The sequence below is a fragment of the Algihabitans albus genome (assembly GCF_003572205.1).
GTDB classification, from domain to species: Bacteria; Pseudomonadota; Alphaproteobacteria; order Kiloniellales; family DSM-21159; genus Algihabitans; species Algihabitans albus.
The window spans coordinates 106,437-125,003 of record NZ_QXNY01000006.1; the positions used below are offsets into that span (position 1 = coordinate 106,437).

General features: G+C 61.2%; 20 protein-coding genes. 11 read left to right on the top strand and 9 right to left on the bottom strand.

The genetic code is table 11. The features are described 5' to 3' along the window. Positions 1-32 precede the first annotated feature (32 nt). From DBZ32_RS17280 to DBZ32_RS17290, 3 genes are all read right to left on the bottom strand, one after another. Positions 33-350, bottom strand: a complete 318-nt coding sequence (locus DBZ32_RS17280) for an Atu4866 domain-containing protein (protein WP_119168497.1) — start codon at positions 348-350, stop codon at positions 33-35. A 56-nt stretch (positions 351-406) separates the two neighbouring features. Continuing rightward, a complete protein-coding gene (locus tag DBZ32_RS17285) occupies positions 407-904 on the bottom strand; it encodes a carboxymuconolactone decarboxylase family protein (RefSeq protein ID WP_119168498.1) in 498 nt (165 codons plus the stop codon). Positions 905-980: 76 nt separating this feature from the next. Continuing rightward, positions 981-1,835, bottom strand: a complete 855-nt coding sequence (locus DBZ32_RS17290; protein ID WP_119168499.1) for an oxidoreductase — start codon at positions 1,833-1,835, stop codon at positions 981-983. A gap of 200 nt (positions 1,836-2,035) precedes the next feature. On the opposite strand from DBZ32_RS17290, the gene DBZ32_RS17295 reads away from it, so the two are divergent. Beyond that, entirely contained in the window at positions 2,036-2,983 is a 948-nt protein-coding gene (locus DBZ32_RS17295; protein WP_119168500.1) for an AraC family transcriptional regulator, read from the top strand. 85 nt (positions 2,984-3,068) lie between these two features. Here DBZ32_RS17295 and DBZ32_RS17300 read toward each other — a convergent pair whose 3' ends face one another. Together DBZ32_RS17300 and DBZ32_RS17305 are read right to left on the bottom strand one after the other, a co-directional pair. Beyond that, entirely contained in the window at positions 3,069-3,356 is a 288-nt protein-coding gene (locus DBZ32_RS17300) for an Lrp/AsnC ligand binding domain-containing protein (RefSeq protein WP_119168501.1), read from the bottom strand. A 429-nt stretch (positions 3,357-3,785) separates the two neighbouring features. Beyond that, positions 3,786-5,603: an FAD-dependent oxidoreductase gene (locus tag DBZ32_RS17305; RefSeq protein ID WP_208539286.1), complete on the bottom strand. Its 1,818-nt coding sequence runs from the start codon at positions 5,601-5,603 to the stop codon at positions 3,786-3,788. A gap of 378 nt (positions 5,604-5,981) precedes the next feature. Between DBZ32_RS17305 and DBZ32_RS17310 the strand changes: the two genes are divergently transcribed. From DBZ32_RS17310 to DBZ32_RS17330, 5 genes are all read left to right on the top strand, one after another. Beyond that, positions 5,982-6,794: a 2-keto-4-pentenoate hydratase gene (locus DBZ32_RS17310; protein ID WP_119168503.1), complete on the top strand. Its 813-nt coding sequence runs from the start codon at positions 5,982-5,984 to the stop codon at positions 6,792-6,794. Between the two features lie 3 nt (positions 6,795-6,797). Continuing rightward, positions 6,798-7,739 carry an acetaldehyde dehydrogenase (acetylating) gene (locus DBZ32_RS17315; RefSeq protein ID WP_119168504.1) on the top strand — a complete coding sequence of 314 codons (942 nt, stop codon included), beginning with the start codon at positions 6,798-6,800 and terminating at the stop codon, positions 7,737-7,739. After that, positions 7,736-8,770: a 4-hydroxy-2-oxovalerate aldolase gene (dmpG, locus tag DBZ32_RS17320; RefSeq protein ID WP_119168505.1), complete on the top strand. Its 1,035-nt coding sequence runs from the start codon at positions 7,736-7,738 to the stop codon at positions 8,768-8,770. Before DBZ32_RS17315 ends, dmpG begins: the two co-directional genes overlap by 4 nt. 101 nt (positions 8,771-8,871) lie before the next feature. Further along, the gene (locus DBZ32_RS17325; protein ID WP_119168506.1) at positions 8,872-9,186 is read left to right on the top strand and encodes a hypothetical protein; all 315 of its coding nucleotides are present in this window, start codon (positions 8,872-8,874) and stop codon (positions 9,184-9,186) included. Position 9,187: 1 nt separating this feature from the next. After that, the gene (locus DBZ32_RS17330) at positions 9,188-9,997 is read left to right on the top strand and encodes a DODA-type extradiol aromatic ring-opening family dioxygenase (protein ID WP_119168507.1); all 810 of its coding nucleotides are present in this window, start codon (positions 9,188-9,190) and stop codon (positions 9,995-9,997) included. 174 nt (positions 9,998-10,171) lie between these two features. Here DBZ32_RS17330 and DBZ32_RS17335 read toward each other — a convergent pair whose 3' ends face one another. Further along, positions 10,172-11,107 carry a LysR family transcriptional regulator gene (locus DBZ32_RS17335; RefSeq protein ID WP_162906816.1) on the bottom strand — a complete coding sequence of 312 codons (936 nt, stop codon included), beginning with the start codon at positions 11,105-11,107 and terminating at the stop codon, positions 10,172-10,174. 85 nt (positions 11,108-11,192) lie between these two features. Between DBZ32_RS17335 and DBZ32_RS17340 the strand changes: the two genes are divergently transcribed. Both DBZ32_RS17340 and DBZ32_RS17345 read left to right on the top strand, forming a co-directional pair. Beyond that, positions 11,193-11,933, top strand: coding sequence for a dienelactone hydrolase family protein (locus DBZ32_RS17340; RefSeq protein ID WP_119168509.1), 741 nt, complete (start codon positions 11,193-11,195; stop codon positions 11,931-11,933). A gap of 36 nt (positions 11,934-11,969) precedes the next feature. After that, positions 11,970-12,551, top strand: a complete 582-nt coding sequence (locus DBZ32_RS17345; protein WP_119168510.1) for a cupin domain-containing protein — start codon at positions 11,970-11,972, stop codon at positions 12,549-12,551. A gap of 47 nt (positions 12,552-12,598) precedes the next feature. On the opposite strand, the gene DBZ32_RS17350 is transcribed toward DBZ32_RS17345, so the two are convergent. Beyond that, positions 12,599-13,240: a TetR/AcrR family transcriptional regulator gene (locus DBZ32_RS17350; RefSeq protein ID WP_162906817.1), complete on the bottom strand. Its 642-nt coding sequence runs from the start codon at positions 13,238-13,240 to the stop codon at positions 12,599-12,601. Positions 13,241-13,673: 433 nt separating this feature from the next. Between DBZ32_RS17350 and DBZ32_RS17355 the strand changes: the two genes are divergently transcribed. Next, positions 13,674-14,510 (top strand): alpha/beta fold hydrolase, encoded by an 837-nt coding sequence (locus tag DBZ32_RS17355; protein WP_119168512.1) that lies wholly within the window; start codon positions 13,674-13,676, stop codon positions 14,508-14,510. A gap of 54 nt (positions 14,511-14,564) precedes the next feature. On the opposite strand, the gene DBZ32_RS17360 is transcribed toward DBZ32_RS17355, so the two are convergent. Beyond that, positions 14,565-15,308, bottom strand: a complete 744-nt coding sequence (locus DBZ32_RS17360) for an IclR family transcriptional regulator (protein WP_119168513.1) — start codon at positions 15,306-15,308, stop codon at positions 14,565-14,567. Continuing rightward, complete coding sequence (locus DBZ32_RS17365) at positions 15,305-15,724, bottom strand: acyl-CoA thioesterase (protein WP_119168514.1); 420 nt, start codon at positions 15,722-15,724, stop codon at positions 15,305-15,307. The genes DBZ32_RS17360 and DBZ32_RS17365 overlap by 4 nt, the downstream gene beginning before the upstream one ends. 118 nt (positions 15,725-15,842) lie before the next feature. Here DBZ32_RS17365 and DBZ32_RS17370 point away from each other — a divergent pair, with 118 nt between their 5' ends. Together DBZ32_RS17370 and DBZ32_RS17375 are read left to right on the top strand one after the other, a co-directional pair. Then, positions 15,843-16,988, top strand: coding sequence for an FAD-dependent monooxygenase (locus DBZ32_RS17370; RefSeq protein WP_119168865.1), 1,146 nt, complete (start codon positions 15,843-15,845; stop codon positions 16,986-16,988). After that, on the top strand, positions 16,985-18,562 hold the full coding sequence (locus tag DBZ32_RS17375) for a benzoate-CoA ligase family protein (RefSeq protein ID WP_119168515.1): 1,578 nt from the start codon (positions 16,985-16,987) through the stop codon (positions 18,560-18,562). The genes DBZ32_RS17370 and DBZ32_RS17375 overlap by 4 nt, the downstream gene beginning before the upstream one ends. Positions 18,563-18,567 lie beyond the last annotated feature (5 nt).

The window sequence follows — 18,567 nt, forward strand, 5'->3', positions numbered from 1 at the left end:
TCTATGACGTTGTGGTGAATTCGGTCAAACCATCACTCCTCCCGGTAGAAGATGTATCCACCGTGGTAGAGGATCCCGTCGCGGAACTGCCCGTCGGCATAGAACCCGGTATCATCCCAGTACTGGATGATATCGCCAGTGACGTGATAACGACCCTGATAGGCGCTTTCTCGGTTGCCCCGTGCTTCGTCGTAGTGCCCATTCGGGAGAAGGTCGTGGCGAATATGCCCGTCTTCGGTCACCCACATACCGACAAACTCATGGGTTTGAGGTTCGGTCGGGGCTTCCGGACGCGGAGAGCGTGGAAAATCGGTGGTGACGAGTTGTCCCTGTGCGGTTGTGCTACTCATCACGACGCCTAATGCAACGGCAAGCCCTCTTGCGTATAGTCCTTGTCCAAGCCTTCTCACTGGTCTGACCCGCCATCGGCCGTGCGGCGCTCCACAAACAGCTCTGCCATGGTTTGGGAGGCTAGAATTGCTTTCGGAAAGCCGGCCGGCACAGTGATCATGTAAACCACTTCTTTCAGCTCATCCTCGGTCACGCCGACGTTCAGGGCGTAGCCGGCGTGGATCTTCATGAGGCCCCGTTCACCCATCGCCGCGAAGGCGGCGACAGCAGCGATCTGCCTTGTGCGGTCATCAAGCCCTGGCCGGGTCCAGACATCGCCAAGCGCGTAGGCTTGGGTTGCATCAGCCAGGAAGGGGAACTCCTCACGCATGTTTTCCAGCGTCGTCTGAGGAACGCCGTTGTTGAGCTTCAGGATGACATCGGCACCCTGCTGAAGGCGCTCTTCGGTGGTTCCAGCCATGGTACTTTCTTCGACAGTCTGCGCGGTCGCGTTGGACATCGTCATGCCGATCGTGAGAGCGACAGCCAAGAACGTGATTTTCTGAATGGTCATGGTCGGTCCTTATTGAGTTCGGTCAGAGAAAATGCGCCGGGTTTACAGCGCATTCTCTGCGTGGTGATTTTCGCGATCAGGCGGCAGACGCAGCCGTCCCGTCCGTCGACGTGGACAGCTGCTGCCATTGCGACAGCTCAGCCTTTCGCGCGTCATAAGCTCCGCCCAGGTACTCGAAGGCGTCCGACCCGGCGGCGTAGCGCAGGGGTGGCTTGTCTTCGCGGGAGAGACGTACAAGCGCGGCACCAAGCTTTGCCGGGTCTCCGGCCTGAGCGTGGTTCTGCGAGGTATAGAAGCCCTGTGTCGTCTTGGCGTAGTCGGCGTAATCCGCAATCGGCATGTCCGAGAACCGGATTGAGCTTTCATCGAGAAAATCTGTGCGGAAGAAGCCCGGCTCCACGATCGTGACACCGATACTGAACGGTTTCACTTCGAGTGCGAGGCATTCCGAAAAGCCTTCGACCGCGAACTTGGTCGCGCAATAGACTGATGCGATGTCGAAACCAAGCGCACCGCCGATTGACGAGAGGTTGAAGATATGACCGGATTTCTGCGCGCGCATGACTGGCAGCACAGCGCGAGTGACGTGAAAAGTACCGTGCACATTGGTGTCGAACTGTCGAACAATTGCGTCGTGCTCAATCTCCTCGAACACCCCGAGCTGGCCATACCCGGCATTGTTTACCAGGATATCGATACGCCCGAGCTGTTCGACCGCCTTTGCAACCGCTGTCTTGGCTTGCTTGGGATCGGTCACATCCAATTGCAGAGCAAGAGCGTCGCTCGTGTCCGGCAAGGCGCTTTTGATTGCTCCGGCATTGCGCCCCGTGGCCACGACACGGTCGCCGCCAGCCAGCGCCGCCTTTGCGATCTCCAGTCCAAGGCCGCGTGACGCGCCGGTTATGAACCACACTTTACGATCGTTCGTCATGATCAACCTCCTGACATCTGGCAGGGCCCCAACCCGGGGGCGCCTTCTGCAGCTGATATGTGGACGTTGACGTTAGGGCGGTAGAACGATCCAACGAGATCATTGCCTGATTCTCCACGGAACTGGGAAAATCGTTGACCTGTTCCTAGATGATGCTTCAACGAAGCGATCTGATATGCGTAAGAGTAGAAGGCCACAACATGACAGGCTCAGTTGACAGCCTCGCGAAACTAGTTGCCCGATTTGCCGAAAAGGACGGCATCCACGCAACGGCTGTGCCCCGGCTGAACCTTATCCGCAGTACGCAGCAAACCCAGGACTTACATGCGGTTCATGAACCGGCGCTTTGTATCGTGGTGCAGGGCGCGAAACGGGTCATGGTCGCAGATCACATCTATGATTATGACGCGGCTAAATACCTCGTCGTATCATTCGATCTTCCAATCATTGGGCAGATCACGAAAGCCGATCCGGCGAAACCATATCTTTGCATCCGCTTCGGCATTGACGCTGCGGTTTTGTCAGATCTCGCTGTCGATATGCCATGGAACCAAGAGACACCAGCGAAGGGTCCGGGGCTCTTTCTGGGAGAGACGACACCGGACATTGTGGATGCTGCGACGCGCCTTGTGCAACTGTTGGATAAACCCGACGACATTCCTGCATTGGCAAAGCTCTACGAGCGCGAACTTTTGTATAGAGTCATCAGAGCGCCGGGCGGAGAGGCTGTCCTGCGAAGTGTGTACGGTCCAGGGCAAGGACGGCAAATCGCGCGCGCCATCGCGATGATCAAAAAAAGCTACCGAGAGCCATTCGAAATGTCGCGACTGACGGACGAGACGCGCTTGCAGCCGTCTGCTCTACATCATCACTTTAAGTCCGTGACCCTGATGTCGCCCTTGCAGTATCACAAGCGACTTCGTCTTCAGGAAGCGCGACGTCTAATGCTCTTTGAGGAACGATCGGCCGCCCAGGCGGCATTTTCCGTCGGCTATGAGAGCCCGTCGCAGTTCAGCCGCGAATATCGCAGGCAGTTCGGGCTGCCACCGATAAAAGATATCGAGGCCGTCGCTGGTTCGATCCTGGCAACCGAACCTCAGAGTGCGGGCGGCGGCGGCGGCGTTCCTTTGTCAGTGTCGGCGCGTTGAAGGCTAAGTTCTGCAGCATTTGACATCTTGGGCTCATACCGGTCATTCGCTGCAAACCTGCCGTTCGCCCAATGTCCGCTAGTCTTCAATTGAAAGATTCCGAGACCCCAGCCTGCACGGGGCGTTCGAGGTAGGTCGAGAGGGCCACATAGCTCTTCGTCGAAACGACTTCGGGCAGTGCGTAGAGCCGCGCCAGCAAAGCTTCCATCGCTTGCGTGCTTTCCATCCGGACCTTCAGGATCATACAGGTATCCCCGGTGACGGAGTGAATTTCTTCCACTTCAGGCAGGGCTTCGATCCGCATGAGCGCTTCGCTTTTGCCCCAGCCAGTCGTATTGACATGAATGAAAGCAAGGAAGCGCTTTCCAGTCATAATCGGGTCGAGCTGTGCGGCAACGCAGCCGTTCGCGACACCGCAGAAAGTGGCAGATGAGGGCTCGAAGCGGTCCTTGGAGCGCCTGTCACCAATGACCGCTTCGGCGATCTCCTGGACCGGCTTGTCTGCTCATGCCGCAGCTTGGAAAAGCGCCTGCTGCTCACGTCGGCTGCGCGCCCTCGCAACCAGATCAAACACAAACGCCCGCCGCGGATCTCCGCGGCGGGCGCCGTTGTTCAGGAGCCAATCGAGACCGCCTTTGGGGTTCGGCAATTCCTGCATGCTCTGAGGGCATCAGCCGAAGTCGGCCGAGTCCAAATTTTTGCTGAAGCCATACATCAGGTGATTTTCTAGGTTCTGAACACGCGCAGACAGAGTATGCGACACTCGAAAGATCTATAGCCATTCCGCATGGTGGTTGCCGTCCTACGTTGCGAATCGTAGAGAGCCAGATCGTGATAACCGATCCGTAGACGCCTGAGTCGCAACGCCAGGCCTGTCCAAGATCTGGCCCATGACCTCGAGCAACTCATCTATCTGACTCGCGGTTTGGGCCCGCCAACCGATGAAGAGATCGGGCCGTACGAGCAGCACACCGTCTTCCTCCACCTCTCGCATGCGTGCGAAGTCGCCATAGATATCGTCGTAGGTTTTGCCAGGGCCGATAATGTGAACTGCGATGGGGATACCGAGCCGGTTCGAAACCTCTTCGGCCGCCGGGCCCCAAGCCTGGCCGCTAAGTCCCGTGAGCAGCGTGAAGCTCCCTTTGCCGCAGAGATCGAAGCTGGACACCTTCTTGCGGCCCTGCAGAAGCCAGACATGCGGAAGGTGACAGCCCGGCCGCGTGCTCGCCTCGTAGTGAAAATCGGGATCTTCGGTGTAGCCCGGGTCCGGTGTGCCATCCGCTACGATTGCGGTTGAATCGTAGCGCTGGTTGAGTTCGGCTCCCAGCGTATTGAAGCCCACGATGGAGGTGTCGATGGCGTCGCGCACCTTGGCGCGCTTCTTCGCAGCCTCTTGCGTCGGGGCCTTGAGAGACGCGAGGCAGTCCTCCAGCCCGGCGACGTCCGCCGCACCGCCGAGGCCGAGAGACTGCAACAGATTCGGCACCACGGCCATGCTCTTGTTCGCGCGCTTGACAATGTACTCTCCCACCGGGACCCGCTCGTCCTCATAGGACTGCAGCAAGCCGCGACCGGCCTGACCGCGGAGGATCATCGCCAATTTCCAGGCGAGGTTGTAGGCATCCTGAATGCAGGTATTCGACCCCAGACCGTTCATTGGCGGATGCCGATGAACGGCATCGCCCATTGCTACAATCCGGCCCCGGATGCTCTCGGTGGCACAGATGTCGTTGACGGTCCAGGTCGAGATTTCCAGAATCTCGATCTCCACGTCTCTGTCGCCGATCAGGCGGTAGGCGATGTCGCGTGCGAGATCGTCGGTAAGATCCGGCGGCCCCGCCTTGATGTCGAATCCCGATGTGGCGACCCAGTAGTCCCAGGGTTTCACCATGCGCAACACGCCGATGGAGTAACCACCCATGCCGACGCCTGGCTGAACCAGCCAGTACATGTCGCCTTGGCGATGCTCGACATAGCGCGACAGGTCGCCCTTGAAGTACACGCCGATCGAGCCGCCGAGCCCGCCTCGGCCAACGAGCGGAAGATCTATGTCCTTGACGATCTGAGACTTCCCACCGTCCGCGGCGACCAGGTATCTGCAGCGGACACTGAAGTCCTGTCCCTTGATATGATCGCGCAGTGTGACGGTGACGCCGGTCTCGTCCTGCTCCTGACTGAGGTATTCCGTGTTGAGCAGCACTTTGGCGCCCCGGTTGGCCGCCTCATGGACGAGCAGGGGCTCCATCTCAGTTTGCGGGATGTCGCAGACGGAGCAGGGGCTGGCGAGATCGTGCTCGGCCTTCCACTTCGGATGATTGTACCAAGTGAGCAGACGCCCCAGCTCTTCGCTGACAAGCGTGTTCGCATAGACATGCTCGGCCATCTGTCTTTGAGGCGTGGCGAACTCCAGAGCGCGCCGTTCGAGCCCCAGGTCGCGCAGAACCTCCATTGTACGCTGGTTGGTGATGTGCGCACGGGGCGTTGGCGCGGTCCCGCCGTACTTATTGATCATGATGTTGTCGATGCCATAGGTCGCTAGAAGCGCCGAGGTCGCGGCCCCGGACGGTCCGGCACCAACAATGAGAACATCCGTTTCGACCGGGTTTCCTGTGCTGTTCACGGGCTTGTCTCCCTTTCCCATTGATTGTCTTCTTGCCGACCGATCTTGCGTGGGCTCGGCTTTCGGATGCCACGAGACTCGAGGAGCAGAGGGGCATCGTCATAGAAATTATTCGATTAAATAAATAATATTAACCTTTCTAGTCAATCGCATATTTTTCATAATTCGCGGATGAGCCTGAACCGGGGGCGCTTTTATGCGCTGTGAAGGCAGCACCTCTCCTCGCCCGATCATCGTGTTAATGGGCTAGACACAATTTATTTAATCGAATAAATAAATTATAGCAACACTCGCACTGCACTCGTGAAAGAAGAGTTCGGTGACGAGGTGTTGCCAACGATCAGTCCGATAACCGACTGACATTTTAGGGAGAAGCCGGTGGCGAACGATGATAGCGAGATTGTCGAGGTAGCTCGGCAATTGGCAGAAGCACAGCAGACCGGGGTTCCCTGTGCGCCCGTTCGCGATATTCTTCAAGCGGATGATCTGGAGGCCGCCTATCGGGTCCAGGAGCGGCTGACGGAGGAGAGCTTGCGCCAGGGCCGGCGCCTTGTTGGCCGAAAGATCGGCCTCACCTCTGCGGCGGTTCAGACGCAGCTCGGCGTCGATCAGCCCGACTACGGGATGCTGTTCGCGGATATGGATGCGCCTCAGGGGCTTCCCATTCCGGTGTCATGCGTCATGCAGCCGCGTATTGAGGCGGAGATCGCCTTCATCATGAAGGACGCTCTCGATGACGCGCGCTTGACCAGCGCGGATGTGCTCAGTGCGATCGACTATGCCGTCGCGTCATTGGAGATCGTTGGAAGCCGGATCAAGGACTGGGATATCCGGATCGTCGATACGGTGGCGGACAACGCCTCAAGCGGCTTGTTTGTCCTGGGTGACTGCCCGAGGACGCTCGGTCAGCTGGACCTGCGCGGCTGCCGCATGTCGATGGTCAGGCAGTCGGCAGACGGCCGCAGGGAGATCGCGTCGATCGGACAGGGGTCTGCCTGTCTTGGCAGCCCTCTCACGTCCACCCTCTGGCTCGCCAAGATCATGGCCAAGAGCGGCCGTCCACTGGGAAAGGGTGACGTCGTCCTGTCCGGCGCCTTGGGTCCCATGGTGGCCGTTGCGCCCGGTGACCGCTTCGAGGCGACGATCGAAGGACTTGGCTCGGTCATCGCGGACTTCGCAGAGGAGATCTGATCCGTGGGTAAGGTCAAGTGCGCCATCATCGGCTCCGGCAACATCGGCACCGATCTCATGATCAAGATCATGCGGTTGTCGAAAAGGCTCGAGCTGGTTGCGATGGTCGGGATAGATCCGAAGTCCGACGGTTTGGCGCGTGCGCGCCGTATGGGCGTTGCCACGACCAGCGAGGGCATCGACGGTTTGGTGAAGATGCCGAACTTCCCGGACATCTCGATCGTATTCGACGCAACGTCGGCTAAGGCACATGTCAAGCACGACCAGATTTTGCGTCGACACGGAAAGCAGGTCATCGATCTCACGCCGGCGGCGATCGGTCCCTATACGATTCCGCCGGTCAATCTCGACGAACATCTGACCGCGTCCAACGTGAACATGGTGACCTGCGGCGGTCAGGCGACGATTCCGATCGTCGCTGCCATCAGCCGGATCGCCAAGGTCGCCTATGGCGAGATCGTTGCCTCCATCGCCTCGAAATCGGCCGGTCCGGGGACGCGTGCGAACATCGACGAGTTCACCGAGACGACGGCGAAGGCGATTGAGGAGGTCGGGGGGGCAGCCCATGGAAAGGCGATCATCGTTCTGAATCCGGCCGAGCCGCCGCTCATCATGCGCGATACGGTCTTCTGCCTCACCGAGATGGCCGAGGAGACCGAAATCGAGGCGTCCGTCGAGGCTATGGTCAAGGACGTTCAGACCTACGTGCCCGGATATCGCCTCAAGCAGCGGGTTCAGTTCGAGAGGATCGGCGATAACAAGCCCCTTCACATTCCCGATCTCGACTGCGCCTTCACGGGTCTGAAGGTCTCGGCCTTCCTGGAGGTCGAAGGGGCCGCGCACTACCTGCCGGCCTATGCCGGGAACCTCGACATCATGACCTCTGCGGCCCTGACCACCGCGGAGCGGCTTGTAGAACTGCGACAGGCGGAGGCGGTCTCATGACCAGCAAGGCGGCAGGTAAACTCTACATCCAGGATGTGACGCTGCGCGATGGCATGCACGCCATTCGCCATCAGTACTCCGTTGCACTGGTGAAAGAGATTGCATCGGCGCTCGACGAAGCCGGCGTCGATGCAGTTGAAGTGTCCCATGGGGACGGCCTCAGCGGGTCGAGCCTCAACTACGGCTTCGGTGCCAGTACCGACTGGAACTGGATCGATGCCGCCGCCAGCTCTCTGAAGCATGCGCGGCTCACGACGCTTCTGCTGCCCGGGATCGGCACGATAGAAGATCTGAAATGCGCAAGGGACGCTGGCGTCGTCTCGGTTCGAATCGCGACGCACTGCACGGAAGCCGACATTTCCCGGCAGCATATCGAGGAGGCGCTGCGCCTGGGACTGGACGTCTCCGGATTCCTCATGATGTCTCACATGACCACGCCGCAGAACCTCGCCGAGCAGGCGAAGCTGATGGAATCTTATGGTGTCCACTGTGTCTACGTCACCGATAGCGGCGGGGCGCTCACGATGGACGGCGTGGCGGAGCGCTTCGATGCGTACGACTGTCTGCTAAAGCCTGAGACCGAGCGTGGCATTCATGCACATCACAATTTGAGCCTCGGGGTCGCGAACTCGATTGCGGCTGTGCAGCACGGCGCCAGGAGAGTGGATGCTTCGCTGGCCGGTATGGGCGCCGGCGCCGGCAACGCCCCGCTCGAGGTCTTCATTGCGGCCGCCGACGTCTACGGTTGGGCGCACGGCACGGACCTCTTCAAGCTGATGGACGCGGCCGAGGACCTGGTGCGTCCTCTTCAAGATCGCCCGGTTCGGGTTGACCGCGAAACGCTCACGCTGGGCTATGCCGGGGTCTACTCGAGCTTCTTGCGGCATGCCGAGAAGGCTTCCCAGGAGTATGGCGTCGATGCGCGAGAGATTCTGGTCGAACTGGGGCGCCGGCGGATGGTGGGCGGACAGGAGGACATGATCGTCGACGTGGCTCTTGATCTCGTCAAGCAGCGCGAGCGTGCGTCTTAGACCGAGAACCGAGCTCTGCCGCCGGCGACTGGAGGCGCCGCGGACTCTTCACTCCGACGATAGAGAGGGAAAGCGGCCAAACACCGAAGGGAGGAGAGCCAATGACAAGAAAACCAAAGATGCCAGGAGGCTGTACGGAAGACAGTACCGTCTATCGTGTTCAGCAAATGATTGAAGACGTCCATCACGTGCCGGGCCTAAAGGAGCGCATGGCCCAGGATCTGGAGGCGGTCTTCAGCGACTACGGGCTGAGCGAGGAGCAGAAGGCGGCCTTGCGGGAAGGGGCTCCTCCCAGCATGCTCGCCCTGGGCGTTCATCCGATCCTCTGCATGCAGTGGTCTCTCGTCGTGAACGAGCAGGTGCGAAACCACGTAACGGTCGATCAGCTTTACTTGCGCGAGATGGAGGCGTTTTGAGATGGGTAGGATCGTAGGGGCTTTTGCGACGTCGCACATTCTCATGGAACGCAAGGGCGTGGAGGAGCAGGCCGACCGCGTGTTCGCGGGGCTGAAGTCCATCCGTGAGAAGATCGCCGCGCTGAAACCGGACATCATCCTGATCGTGACGAACGATCACATGTACAATCACGGGACGGCCCTGCAATCGCCCTTCGCGGTCGGCCTTGCGAACGAGTACACACCCTATGGGGACATGAACGTGCCCCAGAAACCCTTTAAGGGCCATACCGAATTCGGCGTTTCCCTGGTCGAAACGGCCGCCGAGGAAGGCTTCGACATCGGCTTCTTCCGCCAGCTGCGCCCGGATCACGGCCTCAGCATTCCGGCCCTGTTCTTCTCGCCGCAGGGGCGTATCCCCGTGGTGCCTTTTATGACCAACCCGCATATGCGGCCCTGCCCATCGCCGGCGCGCTGCTATGCGCTTGGCAAGGCCTTGCGAAAGACCATCGAGACCAATCGGCCCGAGGACGAGCGTATCGTCGTGGTCGGGACGGGCGGTCTATCCCATTGGCTGGCGATACCGCGCATGGGGGAAGTCAACGTCGACTACGACTCCTGGGTGCTCGGCTGCTTCGAGTCCGGGAAGGCGGAGGATGTGGCCGGTCTGGAAGCGGCTGAGATCCTCGAACGCGCAGGGAACGGCGGGTTGGAGACGCTCAACTGGCTGGTCATGGCCGGTGCGGTCGACGGCGCGAAGGGGCGCAAGATCTTCTACGAAGCGATGCCTGCCTGGCTGACGGGAATGGCAGCAATCGAGATGCACGTCTAGAGCGCGATCGTTGCAGGCGGACGCGGCGGAAGCGATACACTTCCGCCTTCGACGTGAATCGCTCTCCAACTCTATGAGAGAGCAGGGCAAGGGTCCGAAGGCTCTGGAGCAAGAGGGTGCCCTTTGCCGCTCCCGCCTGTCGTGCGAAACCGCCGGTCTACTGCGGCCCGGCGGCTATCTTCTTCTGCGACCCCCGCCGTGCAGGAGAGAGACGCCGGCGACCGCCCTGCGCAGTGTTTCGCGCAGCCACCGACTGGCGGGATCCCAGTTGTAGCGCTCGTGCCAAAACTGAGTCACCGGAAAGGGCCGGAGCGGCAGCGGGTGCTCGTAGATGTCCATCTTAGCGATGCCTTGCATCAGGAGTGCGAGGGGGCGCGGAACGGTCGCGAGCATGTCGCTTGAGGCGACGATTGGCGGAAGTGCAAGAAAGTTTGGCACGCGCGCGCCGATCTGGTTGTCCAAGCCGAAGCGACTGAGGGTGCGCTCGACGATGCTGTGTCCGGTTCCTTGCAGGATCGCGACGGCATGTCGTCGCTGCAGGAAGGTGGCGCGGTCCATCGGTATCCTGGCGCTGCCTGTCGCGCGCCGGGCGATCACCACGTAGCTGCTTTCGAACAGCAGTTGCCGCATCGCGCCCCTGAGTTGCGGGATGAAGCCAAGGGCAAGGTCGACACTGCCTGAGCGCAGGGCGCCGAGGATTTCGTTCATCGGCATCTGTTGGGTGCGGAAGCTGATGGCAGGAGCGGTTTCGCGGCAGGCATCCAGCAGCCGAGGCAGCACCACGACTTCGGCGATATCGCTCATGATCACCGTGAACTCTCGTCGCGCCGTCTGGGCGTCGAAGCCCGGACTCTGCCTCAGGCTGAGGTCGATGGACTTCAAACCTTCGGCAACCAGGGGCGCAATCTGCTCGGCGAAGGGCGTTGGGAGCATTCCATTGCCCGAGCGCACGAAGAGCGGATCGGCAAAGGCGGTCCGAAGCCGGCTCAAGGCGTTGCTAACCGTCGACTGGGGCGATCCCAGAGCATCGGCCGCCTTGGACACCGTGCCATGGCGCCGGACCGCATCGAAGACCAGCAGCAGGTTCAAGTCGAAGTCTTTGGTATTCATGTTGTGAAGATACGGCATTCATGTCAGCCGTCTAGTCAATAGCGCTGGAGCCTCTATCCTCCCTGAAGACAACAGGGAGTGTGCGGTGCAGGACTTTTCCTTTAAGAACGAAGCGCGCGGAGAAGAGCTCACGGCTCTCTTCGCGGAACCGGTCGGCAGCCTCATGCCTGCACCGGCGGTTCTGCTGCTTCCGGCGATCGCTGGCGTCAACCGCTACGTGACGCGAGTCGCCGAGCGTTTGGCGAGCCGCGGGTATGCAGTCGTCGTTCTCGACTACTTCTCCCGCGAAGGCCAAGCTCCGGACGTCTCGACGCCGGAGCGGATCGGCGCCGCCGTGCGTGCACTTCCGGACCCTCGGGTGCTCTCCGACATCGATGCCGCAGTCGCGCAACTGCGCCGGCATCCGAGGGTCGTGCCCGATCGTATCGCCACGCTCGGCTTCTGCATCGGCGGAATGTACGCGTACCTCGCAGCCTGCGAGCAGGATGGGTTGGCTGCGACCGTAAACTACTACGGAACCGTTCGCTACGGCGAGACCTCCCAGGACAAACCCACCTCGCCACTCGAGCGGGCGGACGACCTCAAGGCACCGCTGCTCTGTCACTTCGGAACCGCGGATCGATTGATTTCTTCCGAGGAGGTCGACGCCTTGGAGGCCTCTCTTCGGAGCAGCCAAAAGACGTTCGAGATCTGTACCTACCGCGGCGCGCCGCACGCTTTCGACGAGGACTTTCGCCCGGTGTTCCGGCCGGTCGCCGCAGCCGAGGCGTGGCGCCGTACGCTGACGTTCCTCGATTGGTACGTCGGCGGTTTCGGCCGACCGTGAGACTCACCTGCAAGACGGCAAACAAGGGAGTGGACGATGAGTGACGTTGAGCACAAGAGCCCGCCGATTGAAGGCCACGACATGGAGCCGACCGAGGTCACGCCCTGGGCACGTTTCATGACCGATGACGAGTACTATCCCTTTCTGGTCAAGGACAACATTCGTCCGGCCTACTGGCGTTGGTCGGACCTGAAACCGCGTCTGGAGGAAGTCGCCCACGATCCCTTGCGTCGCGCCGACCGCCGTTTCATCGCGCTGGTCAACGCCGATACCGGCGAAGCCGGAGGCGTGCTGCCGTCGATCTTCCTCGGCATTCAGGCCATCAATCCGGGCGAGCACATCGTCCCGCACCGCCACAATTCCTATGCCCTCTACCACATCATCCAAGGCGAGGGGTACTCGGTGGTCGGCGGACACAAGTTCGAATGGCAAAGGGGCGATACCTTCGCCTGCTCGCCCTGGGCGCTCCACGAACACGTCAACACCGGTTCCGAGCTAGCGATCCAATACGTCATCCAGGACATGCCGGCCCGCGCGATGGAGCGCAATCTCATCTGGGAAGAGCCGGTCGGACGGATGTTTCACATGGTCGAAGGCAATGTGCCGCATTCGGACTGAAGCGCAGCGCCGGCAACTGGATCGCGGCAACCATACGGCCGCAGCGGCTATGTCTCGATAAAGAGCTTCACCATCGTTTCGGTGTGCTCGTCGATGAACTCCGCTGATTGAACATCGATGTCGGATAGCAGCAGGATCTCTTCTCTCAGCGAAAATACTGAAGAGGCTGTCATGAGCAGATAATGGAGATTCAGCGTCGGTAAATCCTTGATGATGCCCTGAGACTTGCCGGCATTCAGGATCTCACCCAGGACTTGGTAGACGGGGCGGATGTGGCGCTCGACGATCCAGGCGATCCGGTCCCGATGGTGGCGTCCGGTTTCAGCCATGAACTGAGTCATGAAGGGGTGCTGGCTCGGCCAGCGGGCGATGTGACGGATGACCAGTTTGTAGAACAGTGGATCGTCGATGTCGTTCAGTTCGGAGATGCGGTTCGCAAGCTCGTTACGGAAGTCACCGAAGAACTTGTCCATGGAGGCTTGCCACACGCCTTCCTTCGACTTGAAGTGATAGGTGATCAGGCCCTGTGTCACCTTCGCGCGCTGCGCGATGTCGTGCGTAGAGACGCCATCGTAGCTGTTCTCCATGAAGGCTTGCAGGGCGGCGGTGACAATCTGCTCCTGGGAGCGCTTGGCGCGCTCCTGACGGAATTGCGGTTCCGGCGCGAATCTCAGACGCTGAAGCAGCACTGGATCGACGAAATACCTGTCGGACTTGGCGGCGGCCGATTTGCCGGTTTTGCGCGGTTTCCGACTTGGCTTCATGGCATTCGACTTTCGTTCAGGTTTCTTGCCGGCAGTGTTTGCATGGACCGAAGACTGAACGACGCCAGACAGCGCGGCGTCACTCTCTGAAACGTCCCCGATAAGGAGGGATATACGGGGGGTGTATGGCGGTCAACGCAGCGATGCTGGACAGGCCTTGTCGCTCTCAAAAAATTGTTCGATTGAATAAAAATTCTTGACAAATCACGTGGGGCCAAGAAATTATTCGAACGAACAAAATATGGCCTGCCATTCGTCTGATCGCCAGTGACCGTATCTCCCGATGCGATGCGCAGAAGGAGAGAGGGTGCCTCGCGATCTTGCCGGACGGCAGCCAACATGAAAGGGAGGCGAGAGCGTGTTCGAACAGTTCGAGAGCCGCTATGTCGAGGCTGCGGGGATCCGCACGCACTATGTCGAGCGCGGCGAGGGAGAGCCCCTCGTCCTGGTACACGGCGGCGGTGCCGGCGCCGACGGGCGGTCAAACTTCGAAACCAACATACCCGTTTATGCAGAGCGGTACCGGGTTGTTGCCTACGACATGCCGGGCTTCGGGCTTTCGGACAAGCCTGACCCCAGCGTCTATGACTACACGCAGGCCACGCGCAACACGCACCTCGCCGCCTTTATCGAAGTCTTGGACGAGGGCCCCGTGCATCTGGTCGGGAACTCGATGGGCGGCTCGACCACCTGCGGCGTGACCATCGAACGTCCCGATCTCGTCAAGAGCCTCGTGCTGATGGGGGCGGCGATCAACGTCTCGGCGCAGGACATGATCGACAACCGCCCGAACCTGGGCGCGGTGCTGGGTTTCGACGACACCAAGGCCGGGATGGAACGCATCGTCGATGCGCTGACCTACGACTACGAAGCAACGCCGGAAATGATCGACTATCGCTTCGAGATGTCGCAGCGGCCCGATGCCAAGGCAGCCTACAAGGCGATCATGAAATGGGCCGGCACCAACGGCTTGGAATACTCCCGCGAAGACTTGGCCGGGATCACCGCGCCGACGCTGGTCGTTGCAGGGAAGAACGACATCATGGTGAAGGTCGAGAAGGCCTACGACGCGCTCGGCAAGATCGAACAGGCGGAGGGACACATTTTCCCGATGTGCGGTCACTGGGTCATGATCGAGTATCCCGAGGCCTTTTGCGAACTCACCATGCGGTTTTTTCAGAAGGCCGCGGCCTAGGTTCCCGGCCCTTCGTTTGACCGCGCCGCATCAAGGGGCCGCATCACGTGTCTGTCAGCTCTGGCTGCCGTCCCGCCAGGCGATCATCTGCTGCCAGGCAGGGCCGTTTTCGTCGAGAAGCGAGCGGTCCGTGGAGATCACCGTGACGACGGCTGCCGCGTTGCTTTGCAGATCGAGAACGGGCCGGGCCAGCGCGTAAAGACCCGGAATGTAGTTCTGATCCGCCGTTGCCAGTCCGCGTGCGCGAACCCTGCGGCGTATCGCCTGGATATCGGTCATGTCGCCAGGTCCGACTTCTTTGCGGACCGCCTCATCGGCCACCCGGTCGGGCAGGTAGGCGAGAAAGGCCTGGCCGGTGGCCGAGCGGGTGACGGGCAGCACCGACCCGATCCCCAGGATGCTGACCAGCGGCGTTGCGGCGCGTTCCCAACGCACCACCGTCGGTCCTCGCGTGCCCCAGACGGCCAGCATCGCCGTGCAGCCGGTTTCGTCGACCAACGCCGGCAGACTGTCGGCGGCGCGGTTGACCACGTCAATCCTGGCGACCGCCGCCATGCCGATCTCGGCTGCGACCGATCCCAAGTCGTACTTGCCGCTGCCGCGATGGTCGATCATGCCGGCCTGAATGAAGCTCGCCATGTAGCGGTGAACCTTTGCCGGCGCCATCTCGACCTGTGCTGCGATGTCGGACAACGACATCGGGCCGCCACCTCGGGCGACGGCGCGCAGAATGCGGACCGACGTCTCCACGGACTGCACGCTGCGGCCCCGCCCGGCGCTATCGTCCGGCACTTTCATCTCGCATGAAATCCCTCCAGTTTCAGGCGTAATGAAGCTGGAATCGGCGCCTTGGCAAGTCCCGAGCCACTGCTCTTGACGAAAACGCGCGCTTCTCGGCCCTCGGCAACATCGCGGTCACCACAGGCGAAGCGATAGAGCAGGGAGAGACCGCTCTCGCCGAGCCGCGTCACGGCGACGGAAATCTCCAGATCGTCGCCGTAGCTGGCGGGCGCCTTGAAGCTGCAGCCGGCGTCAATCAGCGGCGTACCCGACAGCGAGAACTCCGTTCGAAGCCGCCGTTGATCGAAACCGGCGCGCTCGGTCAGTTCATGGAACACGCTGTCCATCCATCTGAAATAATTGGGATAAAAAACGATTCCTGCGGCGTCGCAGTCCCCCCAGTCGACTCTCCTGCGTGCAACGTACGACGTCATCTTGCCCTCCTTCCGGCACTCCACCTCTTGACAAAATTACGAATAGCATAATTAATTATGAAAATGGATAGCCACGACGGGAGAGACCCACAACGTGGCAGCCAACAGGGAGGACAAGGTGAGAACGGTCGTCATGGGCGCCGGCCCAGCGGGCCTCTATGCCGCCATCCTGATCAAGCGTGCGCGTCCCGACGCGCAGGTTTCGGTCTTCGAGCAGAATCCCCCAGACGCGACCTTTGGATTCGGCGTTGTCTTCTCGGATCAGGCCTTGGCGTTTCTTCGAGAGGACGATCCCGAGACGGCGGATCTGATCGAGCCGCATATGAAGCGCTGGTCGGATATCGCCATCGTCCATCGCGGCGAGCGGATCGTCATCGACGGTGTCGGTTTCGCTGGGATCGGCCGCTTGGAGCTGATGCAGTTGCTGCAGGCGCGCGCTGCCGAGTTTGACGTTCGGCCGCATTACGAAACCAGGATCAAGTCTCTGGAGACGCTGCCCGAGGCCGACCTGGTGATCGGCGCCGACGGTTTGAACTCGCTGGTGCGACGTTCGGCACCGGAGCCGTTCGGTGAAGAAATGCAGGATCGGACCAACCGCTTCGTCTGGTATGGCACGGACCGGGAGTTCGAGGCGCTGACCCAGACGTTCGTCGAGACAGAGTACGGTCCGATGAACGCCCATCACTATGCCTATGCGCCGGGGCGCTCCACCTTCATCGTCGAGACGACGTCGGAGAGCTTCCAGCGTGCCGGCTTCGCCGAGATGGAAGAGCCGGCTTACCGCGCCGTCTGCGAGCGTCTTTTCGCCGAGGCCTTGGACGGTGGCCGATTGATCGCCAACAACTCCCTCTGGCGCCGTTTTCCGGACCTCTCCTGCCGAACCTGGTACAGCGGCAATCGCGTCCTGGTTGGCGACGCACTCCATACCGCGCATTTTTCCATCGGCTCCGGAACGCGCCTGGCGCTGGAAGACGTCATCGCTCTGATCCGCGCGCTCGAAAGCCACGACTGGGATATCGCGTCGGCGCTGCCTGCCTACCAGGCCGCGCGCCAGCCGATCCTGGAGAAGATCGTCTCGGCCGCGCGCCGTTCATCGGCCTGGTACGAGGACTTCGACCAGCATATGGCGCTCGATCCCTGGCGCTTTGCACTCAGCTACATCCGGCGTGCCGGGCGGCTCGACGCCGATCGGTTGCGCGCGATGGCGCCCGGCTTCACGACCGCACTCGAAACGCGCGGCATCGATCTGGAGCTGGCGGCATGAGTGCCGCACCGACGCTTTCCGAACTGGCCGCCGAGGTCGGGTTCTCGCTTCCCGAGACATACAACGCGTCGCGCCTGCTTTGGGACAACCTCCAGCAACGCGCAGACGCGCCGGCCATCATCGCCGATAGCGGCGTTTGGACCTACCGCCGGCTGACCGAGGAGGCAGCGCGTATCGGCAACGCACTGCTCGCCGCCGGAGCTCGGCCCGGCGAGCGCGTCTTGCTGATCATGGACGACGAACCGGCCTACCCGGCAGCGATTATGGGGGCGCTGCGCGCCGGCCTCGTACCCGTTCTGCTCAACACACTCTCTCCGCCCGACCTAATCCGATTCTTTGCCGAGGACAGCGGTGCGGTTGCCGCTGTCGTCTCGCCAGCCTACCGGGATCTCGTCTCCGAAGCGGGGATAACGCAGAGCGCCTGTCGAACGCTGCTTGTGGCCGAGGCGACGCCGCCCTGGTCCGACGCCCCCGCCGAACTCGCCGAAAGTCCGACCTCGCGGCGGGACATGGCCTTCTGGATGTACTCGTCCGGTTCGACCGGCCGACCGAAGGGGGTCGTGCACCGCCATGAGGATACGGCCTACATCGCCGCGACCTACGCCAAGCACATCCTCAAGATCGGACCGGACGACATCTGTTTTTCGGTTCCCAAGATCTATTTCGCCTACGGGTTCGGCAACTCGGTCGTCTTCCCGCTGTCCTGCGGTGCGGCGACCCTACTGATGCAGGGTCGGCCCCAGCCCGCGGCCATCTTTGCACAGATCGCGCGGCACCGGCCTTCGCTGCTCTTCGGATTGCCGACGCTTTATACCGCGCTCGCCCGGGACGAGACAGCGGAGCGGGCGGACCTCTCGTCGGTACGTCTCTGTATCTCCGCAGCGGAAGTCCTTTCGGCCGATATCGCGACGGCCTGGCAGCAGCGCTTCGGACTGGACATTGTCGAGGGTCTCGGCTCCACCGAGATGCTGCACATCTACCTCTCCAACGACGCGAAGCTGCGCAAGAGCGGTTCGGCCGGACGCGTGGTGCCTGGCTACGGAGTGAGGCTGCTGACCCCCGAGGGGCGGGAGGCTGCCGTCGGCGAAGAGGGCGTAATGGCGGTACGCGGCCTCTCGGGTGCCGAGCTCTATTGGAACCGGCCGGAGAAGACTGCGGAAACGATGAAGGACGGATGGATTCACACCGGCGACCGCTTCGTTCGCGATGAAGACGGCTTCCATTTCTTTCGCGGCCGTGCGGACGATCTCGTCAAGGTCTCGGGCCAGTGGGTCTATCCGTTGGAGATCGAGCTCGCTCTCAACGAACACCCGAAGGTCCAGGAAGCCTGTGTCCAGGCCGTGGAGATGGCGGACAAACGCTTGACCATCAAGGCCTGGATTGCTCCGGCGCGGGGGATCGAGCCGGAGGTCGCGTTGGCCGAGGAACTCAAGGTCTACACCAAAACGAAGCTGCTGCCGCACAAGTACCCGCGCGAGGTCGTCTTCGTCGACAGCCTGCCGAAGACCGGTACGGACAAGATCGACCGGCAGGCGCTCCGTCGTCTCAACCTCTCTCACCCTGCAAGCGCCTGAAGGAG

Excerpts from the sequence above, each read along its gene's own strand:
- DBZ32_RS17280 (WP_119168497.1), bottom strand. The coding sequence starts at position 350 with ATGAGTAGCACAACCGCACAGGGACAACTCGTCACCACCGATTTTCCA.
- DBZ32_RS17285 (WP_119168498.1), bottom strand. The coding sequence starts at position 904 with ATGACCATTCAGAAAATCACGTTCTTGGCTGTCGCTCTCACGATCGGC.
- DBZ32_RS17290 (WP_119168499.1), bottom strand. The coding sequence starts at position 1,835 with ATGACGAACGATCGTAAAGTGTGGTTCATAACCGGCGCGTCACGCGGC.
- DBZ32_RS17295 (WP_119168500.1), top strand. The coding sequence starts at position 2,036 with ATGACAGGCTCAGTTGACAGCCTCGCGAAACTAGTTGCCCGATTTGCC.
- DBZ32_RS17300 (WP_119168501.1), bottom strand. The coding sequence starts at position 3,356 with ATGACTGGAAAGCGCTTCCTTGCTTTCATTCATGTCAATACGACTGGC.
- dmpG (WP_119168505.1), top strand. The coding sequence starts at position 7,736 with ATGACCAGCAAGGCGGCAGGTAAACTCTACATCCAGGATGTGACGCTG.
- DBZ32_RS17325 (WP_119168506.1), top strand. The coding sequence starts at position 8,872 with ATGACAAGAAAACCAAAGATGCCAGGAGGCTGTACGGAAGACAGTACC.
- DBZ32_RS17330 (WP_119168507.1), top strand. The coding sequence starts at position 9,188 with ATGGGTAGGATCGTAGGGGCTTTTGCGACGTCGCACATTCTCATGGAA.
- DBZ32_RS17335 (WP_162906816.1), bottom strand. The coding sequence starts at position 11,107 with ATGAATACCAAAGACTTCGACTTGAACCTGCTGCTGGTCTTCGATGCG.
- DBZ32_RS17345 (WP_119168510.1), top strand. The coding sequence starts at position 11,970 with ATGAGTGACGTTGAGCACAAGAGCCCGCCGATTGAAGGCCACGACATG.
- DBZ32_RS17360 (WP_119168513.1), bottom strand. The coding sequence starts at position 15,308 with ATGAAAGTGCCGGACGATAGCGCCGGGCGGGGCCGCAGCGTGCAGTCC.
- DBZ32_RS17365 (WP_119168514.1), bottom strand. The coding sequence starts at position 15,724 with ATGACGTCGTACGTTGCACGCAGGAGAGTCGACTGGGGGGACTGCGAC.
- DBZ32_RS17375 (WP_119168515.1), top strand. The coding sequence starts at position 16,985 with ATGAGTGCCGCACCGACGCTTTCCGAACTGGCCGCCGAGGTCGGGTTC.